At 69.9% G+C, this 13,504-nt stretch carries 12 protein-coding genes; all 12 read left to right on the top strand.

Translation table 11 applies throughout. The features are described 5' to 3' along the window. Positions 1-63: 63 nt before the first annotated feature. The 12 genes from murC (at position 64) to nrdR (ending at position 13,503) form a co-directional block, all read left to right on the top strand. Positions 64-1,467 carry a UDP-N-acetylmuramate--L-alanine ligase gene (murC, locus tag BM342_RS12265; protein WP_092966085.1) on the top strand — a complete coding sequence of 468 codons (1,404 nt, stop codon included), beginning with the start codon at positions 64-66 and terminating at the stop codon, positions 1,465-1,467. Positions 1,468-1,480: 13 nt separating this feature from the next. Beyond that, complete coding sequence (locus BM342_RS12260; protein WP_092966083.1) at positions 1,481-2,641, top strand: cell division protein FtsQ/DivIB; 1,161 nt, start codon at positions 1,481-1,483, stop codon at positions 2,639-2,641. 189 nt (positions 2,642-2,830) lie between these two features. Continuing rightward, positions 2,831-4,030 carry a cell division protein FtsZ gene (ftsZ, locus tag BM342_RS12255; RefSeq protein WP_092966081.1) on the top strand — a complete coding sequence of 400 codons (1,200 nt, stop codon included), beginning with the start codon at positions 2,831-2,833 and terminating at the stop codon, positions 4,028-4,030. Then, positions 4,027-4,725 carry a YggS family pyridoxal phosphate-dependent enzyme gene (locus tag BM342_RS12250; protein ID WP_092966079.1) on the top strand — a complete coding sequence of 233 codons (699 nt, stop codon included), beginning with the start codon at positions 4,027-4,029 and terminating at the stop codon, positions 4,723-4,725. The genes ftsZ and BM342_RS12250 overlap by 4 nt, the downstream gene beginning before the upstream one ends. Positions 4,726-4,758: 33 nt before the next feature. Then, the gene (locus tag BM342_RS12245; protein ID WP_092966077.1) at positions 4,759-5,229 is read left to right on the top strand and encodes a cell division protein SepF; all 471 of its coding nucleotides are present in this window, start codon (positions 4,759-4,761) and stop codon (positions 5,227-5,229) included. A gap of 12 nt (positions 5,230-5,241) precedes the next feature. Continuing rightward, on the top strand, positions 5,242-5,541 hold the full coding sequence (locus BM342_RS12240; RefSeq protein ID WP_369823138.1) for a YggT family protein: 300 nt from the start codon (positions 5,242-5,244) through the stop codon (positions 5,539-5,541). A gap of 115 nt (positions 5,542-5,656) precedes the next feature. Further along, positions 5,657-6,343: a DivIVA domain-containing protein gene (locus BM342_RS12235; protein ID WP_092966075.1), complete on the top strand. Its 687-nt coding sequence runs from the start codon at positions 5,657-5,659 to the stop codon at positions 6,341-6,343. Further along, positions 6,333-6,986, top strand: a complete 654-nt coding sequence (lspA, locus tag BM342_RS12230; RefSeq protein WP_092966073.1) for a signal peptidase II — start codon at positions 6,333-6,335, stop codon at positions 6,984-6,986. The genes BM342_RS12235 and lspA overlap by 11 nt, the downstream gene beginning before the upstream one ends. Positions 6,987-6,991: 5 nt before the next feature. Next, complete coding sequence (locus BM342_RS12225) at positions 6,992-7,912, top strand: RluA family pseudouridine synthase (protein WP_092966071.1); 921 nt, start codon at positions 6,992-6,994, stop codon at positions 7,910-7,912. Positions 7,913-8,053: 141 nt separating this feature from the next. Then, positions 8,054-11,527: a DNA polymerase III subunit alpha gene (dnaE, locus tag BM342_RS12220; RefSeq protein WP_369823157.1), complete on the top strand. Its 3,474-nt coding sequence runs from the start codon at positions 8,054-8,056 to the stop codon at positions 11,525-11,527. Positions 11,528-11,600: 73 nt separating this feature from the next. After that, on the top strand, positions 11,601-12,908 hold the full coding sequence (hisD, locus tag BM342_RS12215; RefSeq protein WP_092966852.1) for a histidinol dehydrogenase: 1,308 nt from the start codon (positions 11,601-11,603) through the stop codon (positions 12,906-12,908). 121 nt (positions 12,909-13,029) lie between these two features. Beyond that, positions 13,030-13,503 carry a transcriptional regulator NrdR gene (gene nrdR / locus BM342_RS12210; RefSeq protein ID WP_092966067.1) on the top strand — a complete coding sequence of 158 codons (474 nt, stop codon included), beginning with the start codon at positions 13,030-13,032 and terminating at the stop codon, positions 13,501-13,503. Position 13,504 lies beyond the last annotated feature (1 nt).

Genomic DNA, 13,504 nt, shown 5'->3' with positions numbered 1-13,504 from the left:
TCGGCCGCAGCCCGATGACGCCGGCCCGTGCAGCACCGCCCAGAGCCCAGAGAAAGCAATGCCGTGACCATCAAGCCCGACCTGTCCACCTCGATCCCGTCCGAGCTCGGCGCCGTGCATTTCGTCGGCATCGGCGGTTCGGGAATGAGCGGCATCGCGCGCCTGTTCCTCGGCGCCGGACACCGCGTCACAGGCTCTGACGTGCGCGACTCGGCGAACGTGGGCGCGCTTCGCGAGCTCGGCGCGGAGATCGCGATCGGGCACGATGCCGCGAACCTCGGCGACGACATCGACACCGTCGTCGTGACGGGCGCGCTCTGGCAGGACAACCCCGAGTACCGGCTCGCGCTCTCGCGTGGGCTGCCGGTCCTGCACCGGTCGCAGGCGCTGGCCGCGCTCATCGCCGGGCAGCGCCTCGTGTCGGTGGCGGGCGCGCATGGAAAGACGACCTCGACGGGCATGATCGTGACCGGCCTGCTCGCGCTCGGCGCCGACCCGAGCTTCGTGAACGGCGGCGTGCTGGCCGACCTCGGACTGAGCGCGGCCTCGGGCGAGGGCGAGCTCTTCGTGGTCGAGGCCGACGAGTCCGACGGCTCGTTCCTGCTCTACGACACGTCGGTCGCGCTCATCACGAACGTCGATCCCGACCACCTCGACCACTACGGTTCGCGTGACGCGTTCGAGCAGGCGTTCGTCGAGTTCGCCGACCGGGCACGCGAGTTCGTCGTCATCTCGAGCGACGACGCCGGCGCCGTGCGCGTGCACGAGCGACTGTCGCACGATCGCGTCGTCACGTTCGGCGAGGCGGCCGACGCGACGGTCCGCGTGCACTCGGTCGTCACCGACGGCCCGGTCGCGTTCGCCGTGGACTACGAGGGGGCGACCTACGAGGCCCGCCTCGCGATCCCCGGGCACCACAACGCCATCAACGCCGCCGGAGCGTTCGCCGTGCTCACGGGCCTCGGGTTCGACCCCGCAGCGGCCCTCGCGGGCATCGCGCGCTTCGCCGGAACGGGCCGCCGGTTCGAGCTGCACGGCGAGGTCGGCGGCGTGAGCGTCTACGACGACTACGCGCACCACCCGACCGAGGTCGCAGCGGCCCTGGCCGCCGCGCGCACGGTCGTCGGCGACGGACGGATCATCGCGGTGCACCAGCCGCACACCTACAGCCGCACGCAGGCGTTCGCGAAGGAGTTCGCGGAGGTGCTCGAGCAGTACGCCGACGAGACGGTCGTGCTCGACGTCTACGGTGCACGTGAGGACCCGGTCCCCGGTGTCACGGGTGCACTGGTGAGCGAGCGCTTCGCGCACCCCGAGCACGTCGCGTTCATCGCCGACTGGCAGGCCGCCGCGGACCACACGGCGCAGATCGCGCGGTCGGGCGACTTCGTCATCACGCTAGGGTGCGGCGACGTCTACCGCATCGTGCCCCAGCTGCTCGGCTCGCTCGAACGCGAGCTCGGATGAGGGCGCCCACCGCGTGAAGCGGCCGCAGGGGTTCGAACGCCCGGCGCAGCCGCGCCAGGCGGCTCCCGACGCGGCGCAGCGCAAGGCGCAGGCCGACGCGAGGCCGACGGCGCCCCCTGCGTCGAACGAGTCCGCCGCACGTCGTCGGCGAGCGGATGGCGCGTCCCGACGGCCCTCGACGGCCGCACCGGGCGCCGGTTCCGATCCGGCCTCCGCCTCGGCGCGCACCGAGCGCATCGAGCCGCTCCGGGCACAGAGACCACTTCGCGCGAGCGACCCGCACGAGGATTCCGAACGACCCGTCGGCGCCGACACTGCGGCCGGCACGGCCGGAGCAGACCCGATCGGGGCGGCATCCGTCGGCGCGGAGACGGCCCGTGCGACCTCTGCGCCACCGTCCGGGACGCCCGGCGGCTGGGCTGCGCGGCGCGCACTGGCGAAGGCGACTCGGGCCCGACGCCGGTACGAGCGGGCGGAGGTGCGCCGCTTCACGGTCAGGTCGAGGCGGCGAAGGCTCGCGTGGGGCGTCTCGCTCGGTGCGGTCGGCCTGCTCGTCGTCGCCGTGCTGATCGGCGCCTACTCGCCGATCATGGCGCTGCGCGACGTCCGGGTCGAGGGTGCTTCGAGGGTGCAGGCGGCCGACGTCGCCGCCGCGTTCGAGCCCATGCTGGGCACGCCGCTCGCCCTCGTCGATCGCGCGAGCGTGCAGGAGGCGATGTCGGGGTTCCCGCTCATCGAGACGTACCAGACCGAGGCGGTGCCGCCCGGCACGCTCGTGGTGCGCATCGTGGAGCGCACGCCGGTGGGCGTGATCGAGACCGACGACGGACTCGCGCTCGTCGACGCCGCGGGCGTCGTCATGGATCGGCCCGAGTCGAGGCCCGAGGGCCAGCCGCTCATCACGGTCGACGGGGGCGTCTCGGGCGACGGGTTCCGCGCGGTCGCGAGCGTCGTCCGTGCCCTGCCGGCCGACGTCAGGGCCCAGGTCACGGCGGCCTCGGCCGAGACCGCCGACGATGTCACGCTGCAGGTCGGCGACGCGAAGGTCGTGTGGGGGAGCGCCGAGGAGTCGGGCCTCAAGGCCGACGTGCTGGCCGCGCTCCTCGCCGCCGCGCCACCGGGGTCGGTGTCCCTGTACGATGTCTCAGCGCCGACGAGTCCGGTCACGATGTGATCGGGGGTTCGCTCGTGCTTCCGCTTCGTCGTGCGCGTCAATCGAGCGAGGGTGTTCGCGACACGCCCGCGTGCCTTGCCGCACGAGGTGCGCGATCCGCTTACCTTCGAAACCAGGAATTGCATACTCGGCAAGACTTTAACCTTCGACTTGAGGTTCAAAGTTCAGAGTTCGCACGGAGGGCCGGAGATGTCGACTAACCAGAACTACCTCGCCGTCATCAAGGTGGTCGGCATCGGCGGCGGCGGCGTCAACGCCGTCAACCGCATGATCGAGCTCGGCCTTCGCGGCGTCGAGTTCATCGCGATCAACACCGACGCGCAGGCGCTGCTCATGAGCGACGCGGACGTCAAGCTCGACGTCGGTCGCGACCTGACCCGCGGCCTCGGCGCAGGAGCCGACCCCGAGGTCGGTCGCCGGGCTGCCGAAGACCACGCCGAGGAGATCGAGGAGGCGCTGGCCGGCGCCGACATGGTCTTCGTCACGGCCGGAGAGGGCGGCGGCACCGGCACGGGCGGCGCGCCCGTCGTCGCACGCATCGCCAAGTCGATCGGCGCGCTCACCATCGGTGTCGTCACCAAGCCGTTCGGCTTCGAGGGCAAGCGCCGACAGACCCAGGCCGAGCAGGGCGTCGCCCGCCTGAAGGAAGAGGTCGACACCCTCATCGTGGTGCCGAACGACCGCCTGCTCGAGATCAGCGACCGCGGCATCTCGATGCTCGAGGCGTTCGCGACGGCCGACCAGGTGCTCCTCGCCGGTGTGCAGGGCATCACCGACCTCATCACGACCCCCGGTCTCATCAACCTCGACTTCGCCGACGTCAAGTCGGTCATGCAGGGCGCGGGTTCCGCGCTCATGGGCATCGGGTCCTCGCGGGGGGCCGATCGAGCCATCAAGGCGGCCGAGCTCGCGGTCGCGAGCCCGCTACTCGAGGCCTCGATCGACGGCGCGCACGGCGTGCTGCTCTCCATCCAGGGCGGTTCGAACCTCGGCATCTTCGAGATCAACGACGCCGCGCGGCTCGTGCAGGAGGCCGTGCACCCCGAGGCCAACATCATCTTCGGTGCCGTCATCGACGACACGCTCGGCGATGAGGTGCGCGTCACGGTCATCGCCGCCGGTTTCGACGGCGGCGAGCCCAACGCGAAGCCGGTCGAGGTGCGACGCGAGCAGCTCGTGCCGGCGGCCGCCTCGGTGGGGGTCGGTGCAGGCGCTGCTGCGGGCGGCGGAGCCGATTCCGCAGACGTCATCGGCGAGATCGACATCGACGAGCTGGTGGAGACCGCGAACTGGGGCGGGCCCGAGACCTCGACGGCCGACCAGATCGTCTCCGACCCGGCGTTCGACTCCGCCGACGACGACCTCGACATCCCCGACTTCCTGAAGTGACCGACGAGCGCTCCGCGGGAGTCGACGACCTGCGAGCGCGACTGCGGGCCGTCGCGTCGCGCGTCGGCGAGGCCGCCCGCCTCGCCGACCGCGACCCGGCCGGCATCCGGACCATCGTGGTGACGAAGTTCCATCCCGCCTCGCTCGTGCGCGACCTCGCGACCCTGGGCGTGACGGATGTCGGCGAGAACCGGCATCAGGAGGCGCAGGCGAAGGCCCTCGAGCTGGCCGACCTCGATCTCAGCTGGCACTTCATCGGACAGCTGCAGAGCAAGAAGGCCCGCCAGGTGCGCGCGTACGCGGATGCGATCCACTCGATCGACCGTGCCGCCCTCGTCGACGCGCTGCGCTCCGACGAGACCTCGATCGACTGCTTCGTGCAGGTGAACCTCACCGACGACCCCGGCCGCGGAGGCGTCGCCCCCGACGAGCTCGAGGGGCTCGTCGAGCACGTGCTCGCGACGCCCGGCCTGCGGTTGCTGGGCCTCATGGCCGTCGCGCCCCTCGACGAACCGGCTCGTCCGGCCTTCGCACGTGTGCGCGAGCTCTCCGAGCGATTCGTCCTGCCGATGGCGCCCGAGGCCCGTTCGCTCTCGATGGGGATGAGCCACGATCTCGAGGACGCCGTCGCCGAAGGCGCGACACACCTGCGGATCGGCACCGCAATCACCGGCAATCGGCCGATCGCCGGTTAGCCTCGAAGAGACGGAACACAGACGGAGGCAGCGATGTCCAACCCGCTCAAGAAGACCATGGTCTACCTCGGCCTCGCAGACGAGGAGTTCGAGGCCGAGCCCAGAGAGTCGCCGGCACCGGCGACGCCGGTCGTGCACGCAGCGCCGGCCCCGAAGACCGGTGCGGCCGTCACGCCGCTCCGCAAGGCCCACATCCAACCGAGCACCCCGCAGGCGGAGATGAACGAGATCCTCACCGTGCACCCGCGTCAGTACCGCGACGCGCAGGTCATCGCCGAGTCCTTCCGAGAGGGAGTCCCGGTCATCATCAACCTCTCCCAGATGTCCGACGGCGACGCGCGTCGACTCATCGACTTCGCCAGCGGCCTGTCCCAGGGCCTGCACGGCAAGATCGAGCGGGTCACGAGCAAGGTCTTCCTGCTCTCGCCGTCGCACGTCGTCGTGTCGGGCGAGACGGGTGAGGCCGAAGGCGACGTCGATGCGTCGTTCTTCACGCACGCGTAGTCGTCGGTAGGCGTGTTGTCCGTCGTCTGGAACATCCTCTACTCGTTGCTCGTCCTCTACTTCTTCGTGATGTGGGCGCGCTTCGTGCTCGACCTGATCCGCACCTTCAACCGATCCTGGCGTCCCCAGGGCGGTTGGCTGGTCGTGGTCGAACTCGTGTACACCGTGACCGACCCGCTCGTCCGGCTCTTCAGGCGGTTGATTCCTCCGATCCGGATCGGGCAGGTCGCACTCGACCTCGGGTGGTCGCTCGCGATGCTCGTGGTCATCGTCGCGATGACCGTGGTCTCCTGGCTCGCGGCCGTCGCCTGACGATCTCCTGCGAACCCGGTGCAACGCCTGTGGGCGGCACTGGGGGAACCGGGTGGACTTTGCTACCGTTTAGCAGAACGCAACGAACAGTTCGAAGATGTGAGGGTGAGAAGCCATGGCGCTAACTCCGGAAGATGTGGTCAACAAGCGCTTCCAGGCGACGAAATTCCGCGAGGGGTACGACCAAGACGAGGTCGACGACTTCCTCGACGAGGTCGTGGTCGAGCTTCGTCGGCTGAATCAGGAGAACGAAGAGCTGCGCCAGCGCGTCTCGGCCGCAGAGGCACGGGCCGCAGAGGCAGCCAAGGCCGCAGCGTCCGCGCCGGCCGCAGCCGCACCTTCGTTCACGGAGCCCGCACCGCAGCCGCCGACCGTCGCCGTGGCGGTGCCCGCACCCGTCGTGCAGTCCGAGATCGACGAGCAGACGAGCACCACCAACCTGCTGCAGCTCGCGCGCCGCCTCCACGAGGAGCACGTGCGCGAGGGCATCGAGAAGCGCGACGCGCTCATCGCCGAGGGCCACGCGACCGCGGCCCGTGTCGTCGCCGAGGCCGAGGCCAAGCAGCGTGCGCAGATCGGCGTGCTCGACCAGGAGCGCCAGGCGCTCGAGAAGCGCGTCGACGGCCTTCGCCTGTTCGAGCGCGAGTACCGCCAGAAGCTGAAGAGCTACATCGAGGGCCAGCTCCGCGACCTCGACACGGCCGCACCGGTGCAGGTCTCCGACAACCAGGGCTTCCAGTCCCCGTCGGGCATCTCCAACGAGCAGGCACCCACGCCCACCTTCCAGGGCTTTGGAGTCTGAGCGGGGCACCAAGGCCGGAACCTCGACCGCACTCGTCGTTCTCGCCATCGGTGCCCTCTCGGTCTACGGGCTCGATCAGCTGGCGAAGTTCCTCGTCGTCTCCAACCTCACCGAGGGCGAGACGGTGCCGGTCCTCGGCGACCTGCTTCAGTGGCATTTCGTACGCAATCCGGGAGCTGCCTTCTCGCTCGCGAGCGGCATGACGTGGATCTTCACGATCCTCGCCGCAGGCGTCATCACGTTCATCATCTGGTTCGCCCGGCGCATCCGCTCGAAGGCATGGGGGCTCGTGTTCGGCCTCCTGCTGGGCGGCGTCCTCGGCAACCTGACCGATCGCCTGTTGCGTGAGCCGAGCTTCGGCCTCGGGCACGTGGTCGACTTCATCTCGACGCCGTGGCTCATCCCCGCCATCTACAACGTCGCCGACATGGCGATCGTGTCGAGCATGGTGCTGTTCATGATCCTCACGATCCGGGGCGTCGGCCTCGACGGCACGCGCGAGGTGAAGGGCGGCGCGAAGGGTGCCGAGGCCGATGAGGCCGCTGCATCCGAAGACGCACCGCGGGGCGATGCCCCCGAGCGCGGGGTCGCCGAGGGCGGAACGCCCGCAGGCGGCGTCGCGCCCGTCGTCCGCGAGGCCTGAGCGTCATGGAGTCCCGTTCCGTTCCCGTCCCCGACGGGCTCGAAGGCATCCGCGTCGACCAGGGCCTCGCGAAGCTGCTCGGCTTCTCCCGCACGCAGGCGGCCGAGATCGCCGCGGCCGGGGGCGTCGTGCTCGACGGCCGCACGCTCGACAAGTCCGATCGGCTCCGCGCGGGCGGCTGGCTCGAGGTGAGCTGGCAGCCGCCGCGCACGGTCGAAGTCGTCGCGATCCCGGTGCCCGACCTGGGCATCGTGCACGACGACGACGACCTCGTGGTCGTCGACAAGCCGGCGGGCGTCGCAGCGCATCCGTCGCTCGGCTGGGAGGGTCCGACCGTGGTCGGCGCCCTGGCCGCCGCGGGCTTCCGCATCTCGACCTCGGGCGCTCCCGAGCGCCAGGGCGTCGTGCATCGGCTCGACGCCGGCACGAGCGGCCTCATGGTCGTCGCGAAGTCCGAGCGCGCGTACACCGAACTCAAGCGGCAGTTCCACGACCGCGAAGTCGAGAAGGTCTACCACACGGTCGTGCAGGGGCACCCCGATCCGCTGGCCGGCACGATCGACGCGCCGGTCGGCCGGCATCCGCGCTCCGAATGGAAGTTCGCGGTGACCGCCGACGGCAAGCACGCGGTGACCCACTACGAGACGCTCGAGGCGTTCCCGTTCGCCTCGCTGCTCGAGGTGCACCTCGAGACCGGGCGCACCCACCAGATCCGCGTGCACATGGCCGCACAGCGGCATCCGTGCGTGGGCGACGCCATGTACGGCGCCGACCCCACGATCTCGGCACGCCTCGGACTCACCCGGCAGTGGCTGCACGCGCACCGCCTCTCGCTCACCCATCCGGCGACGGGCGACTGGGTGACGTTCGAGTCCGAGTACCCCGCCGACCTCGCGGCGGCGCTCGAGACACTCCGCGGCGAGTGACCGGGCCGTGTCGACCGGGCCGTGCTGACGGCGGGTCGGCCTAGACTCGAACCACCCCCGAGAACCACCCCGCAGCATCCGAAGAGGAGCCCAGTGGCCACCGATTCCTTCGTCCACCTGCACGTGCACAGCGAGTACTCGATGCTCGACGGTGCGGCCCGGGTCGGTGAGCTCGTCACCGCCGCCGCGGAGCAGGGCATGCCGGCCGTCGCGGTCACCGACCACGGGAACGTGTTCGGCGCCTACGACTTCTGGAAGCAGGCGACCGACGCGGGCATCAAGCCGATCATCGGCACCGAGGCGTACATCACCCCCGGCACCCACCGCGGCGACAAGACGCGCATCCGCTGGGGCAACGGCGGCGGAGACGACGTCTCCGGCTCGGGTGCCTACACGCACATGACCCTCCTCTCGCAGAACACCGAGGGCATGCACAACCTGTTCCGGCTCTCGAGCCGAGCCTCGATCGAGGGCTACTACTTCAAGCCCCGCATGGACCGCGAACTGCTCTCCACGTACTCGTCGGGGCTCATCGCCACGACGGGGTGCCCGTCGGGCGAGGTGCAGACCCGTCTTCGGCTCGGGCAGTACGACGAGGCGTTGCGCGCGGCATCCGACTACCGCGACATCTTCGGCAAGGAGAACTACTTCGCCGAGATCATGGACCACGGGCTCGGCATCGAACGTCGCATCATGAGCGACCTGATCCGGCTGTCGAAGGAACTCGACCTGCCGCTGGTCGCGACGAACGACCTGCACTACACGCATGCGCACGACGCCAAGAGCCATGCGGCGCTGCTCTGCGTGCAGTCGGGATCGACGCTCGACGACCCCAACCGGTTCAAGTTCGACGCCGACGAGTTCTACCTGAAGACCCCGGCCGAGATGCGGCAGGTGTTCCGCGACCACCCCGAGGCCTGCGACAACACGCTGCTGATCGCCGAGCGGTGCGACGTGAAGTTCAACACGAGCGCCAACTACATGCCCCGGTTCCCCGTGCCCGACGGTGAAGACGAGCAGAGCTGGTTCGTGAAGGAGGTCGAGCGCGGTCTCCACGTGCGCTACCCGAACGGCATCCCCGACGCGGTGCGCAAGCAGGCCGACTACGAGGTCGGCGTCATCTCGCAGATGGGGTTCCCCGGCTACTTCCTCGTCGTCGCGGACTTCATCAACTGGTCGAAGAACAACGGCATCCGCGTCGGCCCCGGCCGTGGCTCGGGTGCGGGTTCGATGGCCGCGTACGCGATGCGCATCACCGACCTCGACCCGTTGCAGCACGGCCTCATCTTCGAGCGGTTCCTGAACCCCGACCGCGTCTCGATGCCCGACTTCGACGTCGACTTCGACGAGCGCCGGCGCGGCGAGGTCATCCGCTACGTGACCGACAAGTACGGCGACGAGCGCGTCGCGCAGATCGTCACGTACGGCACGATCAAGGCGAAGCAGGCGTTGAAGGACTCCGGCCGAGTGCTCGGTTTCCCGTTCTCGATGGGCGAGAAGCTCACGAAGGCCATGCCGCCGGCGGTCATGGGCAAGGACATCCCGCTGACGGGCATCTTCGACACGAAGCATCCCCGCTACAAAGAGGCCGGCGACATCCGCGCGATCGTCGAGACCGACCCCGAGGCGAAGACCGTCTTCGAGACCGCGCTCGGTCTCGAGAACCTGAAGCGCCAGTGGGGCGTGCACGCGGCAGGCGTGATCATGTCGAGCGATCCGCTGATCGACATCATCCCGATCATGAAGCGCGAGCAAGACGGACAGATCGTCACGCAGTTCGACTACCCGGCGTGCGAGTCGCTCGGCCTGATCAAGATGGACTTCCTCGGGCTCCGCAACCTCACGATCATCGACGACGCGCTCGACAACATCGAGGCGAACCGCGGGATCCGCCCGGTGCTCGAAGACCTCGAGCTCGACGACGCGGGTGCGTACGAGCTGCTCGGCAGGGGCGACACGCTCGGCGTGTTCCAGCTCGACGGCGGGCCGATGCGTGCGCTGCTGCGCCTCATGAAGCCAGACAACTTCGAGGACATCTCGGCCGTCATCGCCCTGTACCGCCCCGGCCCCATGGGTGCGAACTCGCACACGAACTACGCCCTGCGCAAGAACGCCCTGCAGGAGATCACGCCGATCCACCCCGAGTTCGCGGAGTCCTTGAAAGACATCCTCGACACCAGCTACGGCCTGATCATCTACCAGGAGCAGGTCATGGCGATCGCGCAGCGCGTCGCCGGGTTCTCGCTCGGTCAGGCCGACATCCTCCGTCGCGCCATGGGCAAGAAGAAGAAGTCGGAGCTCGACAAGCAGTACGAGGGCTTCGCAGGGGGCATGAAGGCGAACGGCTACTCCGAGGAGGCGATCGGCAAGCTCTGGGAGATCCTGCTCCCGTTCTCGGACTACGCGTTCAACAAGGCCCACTCGGCCGCCTACGGCGTGCTGAGCTACTGGACCGCGTACCTGAAGGCGCACTACCCGGCCGAGTACATGGCTGCGCTCCTCACGAGCGTCGGCGACGCCCGCGACAAGCTCGCGCTCTACCTCAACGAGTGCCGACGCATGGGCATCAAGGTGCTGCCGCCCGACGTGAACGAGTCGATCGGCTACTTCGCCGCCGTCGGCGAGGACATCCGCTTCGGGCTCGGCGCGGTGCGCAACGTCGGCTTCAATGTGGTCGACGCGATCCGCGGCGCGCGCGAGACCAAGGGCCGATTCGAGTCGTTCCAGGACTTCCTCAAGAAGTCCCCGCTCCAGGTCGCGAACAAGCGCACGGTCGAGTCGCTCGTGAAGGCGGGGGCGTTCGACTCGCTCGGCCATACGCGTCGTGCGCTCGTCGAGATCCACGAGGGCGCGGTCGAATCGGTCGTGAAGGAGAAGCGCGCCGAGGAGGTCGGCGACTTCGGCTTCGACTTCGACAGCCTCTTCGACGACCACGAGCGCGACGCCGCGCCGTCGCTCGTGCCCGATCGCCCCGAGTGGCCGAAGAAGCAGAAGCTCGCGTTCGAGCGCGAGATGCTCGGGCTCTACGTCTCCGAGCACCCGCTCGACGGTCTCGAAGCCCCGCTCGCGAAGCATGCGTCCACCACGATCCTCGACCTCACCAGCTCCGACACGACGCAGGACGGCGACACCGTGACGGTCGCCGGCCTCGTCACGAGCGTGCAGCACCGCATCGCGAAGGCCTCGGGCAACCAGTACGGCATGATCACCGTCGAGGACTTCTCGGGCGAGATCACCGTGATGTTCATGGGCAAGGCGTACCAGGAGTTCGCGCCGGGACTGCAGTCGGACTCGATCGCGGTCGTGCGGGGTCGAGTCAGCATGCGCGACGACGGCATGAACCTGCACGCGTACAGCGTCATCACCCCCGAGCTCGGTCAGGACGAGGACACCGGCATCGTGCGGATCACGATCCCGGACCATCGGGCGACGCACGAGACGACCCAGGCCCTGCGCGACGTGCTCGTTCGCCATCAGGGCGACACCGAGGTGCGCATCACGCTGACGAAGGGGCGCACCGGGCGCGTCTTCGAGGTCGGCCAGTATCCCGTCAAGGTGACCGCCGACTTCTACGGCGAGCTCAAGAGCCTGCTCGGGCCCGGCTGCCTCCTGTGACGATCGGGCCCGGCTGCCTCCTGTGACGATCGGGTCGGGCGCCGCCCGGCCCGATCGGTACGCTGGTGGGATCATGCTGCGCACCATCGATCTCCGCGGATCCCGTCCGACCCCTGCCGAGCTGCTCGCGCTCGTCCCGCGCGCCGAGACGGATGTCACGGCCGCCCTCGCGCCGGCCGGCCGCATCATCGACGAGGTGCGGGAGCACGGCGAACAGGCGCTGCTCGAGCAGGCAGAGCGCTTCGACGGCGTGCGCCCCGCGGCGATCCGCGTGCCCGCCGACGAACTCCGGACGGCGCTCGAGTCGCTCGACCCCGAGGTGCGCGCAGCCGTGGAATCCACGATCGCGCGCGTGCGCGCGGCCAGCGCCGCCCAGGTGCCCGCACCGGTGCGGACCGTGCTCGCGCCCGGTGCCGTCATTGAACAGCGCTGGCAGCCCGTCGAGCGGGTCGGCCTCTACGTGCCGGGCGGTAAGGCCGTGTACCCGTCGAGCGTGGTCATGAACGTCGTTCCCGCGCAGGTCGCGGGCGTGCGGTCGATCGCCTTGGCCTCGCCCGCGCAGGCCGATCACGGGGGTCGCATCCACCCGACCATCGCCGCGGTCGCCGCGCTGCTCGGCGTCGACGAGGTCTACGCCATGGGCGGGGCCGGGGCGATCGGCGCCTTCGCCTACGGGGTGCCCGACCTCGGGCTGCTGCCCGTGCAGCGCGTGACCGGGCCGGGCAACGTGTTCGTCGCCGCGGCGAAGCGCCTCGTCGCCGGAGTCACCGGCATCGACGCCGAAGCGGGGCCCACCGACATCCTCGTCATCGCCGACTCGAGCGCCGACGCCGACTTCGTGGCCGCCGACCTCGTGAGCCAGGCCGAGCACGACGAGCTCGCGGCATCCGTGCTGGTGACCGACTCGGCCGACTTCGCCGAAGCCGTGAGCGCCAGGCTCGAGGCGCGCGTGGGCGCGACCAAGCACTCGGCGCGCGTCCGGGCCGCGGTCGAGGGTCCGCAGTCGGCGCTCGTGCTGGTCGACGACCTCGAGCAGGCCGCGGCCTTCGCCAACGCGTTCGGCGCCGAGCACCTCGAGATCCAGGTCGCCGACGTCGACGCGACGCTCGCGCGCATCGAGAATGCCGGCGCGATCTTCATCGGTCCGTACTCGCCCGTGAGCCTCGGCGACTATGCGGCGGGTTCGAACCACGTGCTGCCGACCGGTGGCACGGCGCGGCACGTGTCGGGGCTCTCGGCGGCGACGTTCCTGCGCCCGCAGCAGGTGGTGCGCTACGACGAGGCCGCACTCCGCGAGGTCGCTCCGGTGATCGCGACGCTCTCCGACGAGGAGGACCTGCCCGCCCACGGCGAGGCGGTCACGGCGCGGTTCGAGCGGTAGCCCGGCCGACCGTCGGCGCCGGTGGTCCGTGCTGCGGGCTCTCGCCCGCACGCTCCGGGCGACCGCCTTGCGTAACCGGCTCGGGTTCCTGCTCCGCCGGCCCCGCTAGGCTTGGTCCACCATGTACTGTCCGTTCTGCCGTCACCCGGATTCCCGAGTCATCGATTCCCGCACGAGCGACGATGGGCTCTCGATCCGCCGTCGTCGCCAGTGCCCGGAGTGCGGCGGGCGGTTCTCGACCACCGAGACGGCGAGCCTCTCGGTGATCAAGCGCAGCGGCGTCACCGAGCCGTTCAGCCGCGAGAAGGTCGTGCTCGGCGTCAAGAAAGCTTGTCAGGGGCGCCCGGTGACGGACTCCGACCTCGCGCTGCTCGCGCAGACGGTCGAGGAGACCATCCGGTCGACCGGCACCTCGCAGATCGAGGCGAACGACATCGGCCTGGCGATCCTGCCGCCGTTGCGCGATCTCGACGAGGTCGCCTACCTGCGGTTCGCGAGCGTGTACCAGGCCTTCGAGTCGCTCGACGACTTCGAGGCCGCGATCGACCAGCTGCGCGAGGTGCACGGGCGCCTTCCGGCCCGCCCGGTCGAGTAGG

It is taken from the genome of Agromyces sp. CF514, assembly GCF_900113185.1.
In the GTDB taxonomy this organism is placed as follows: Bacteria; Actinomycetota; Actinomycetes; order Actinomycetales; family Microbacteriaceae; genus Agromyces.
Note: the sequence above shows the minus strand (reverse complement) of the source record. Positions and strands in the feature narration are given on the sequence as shown.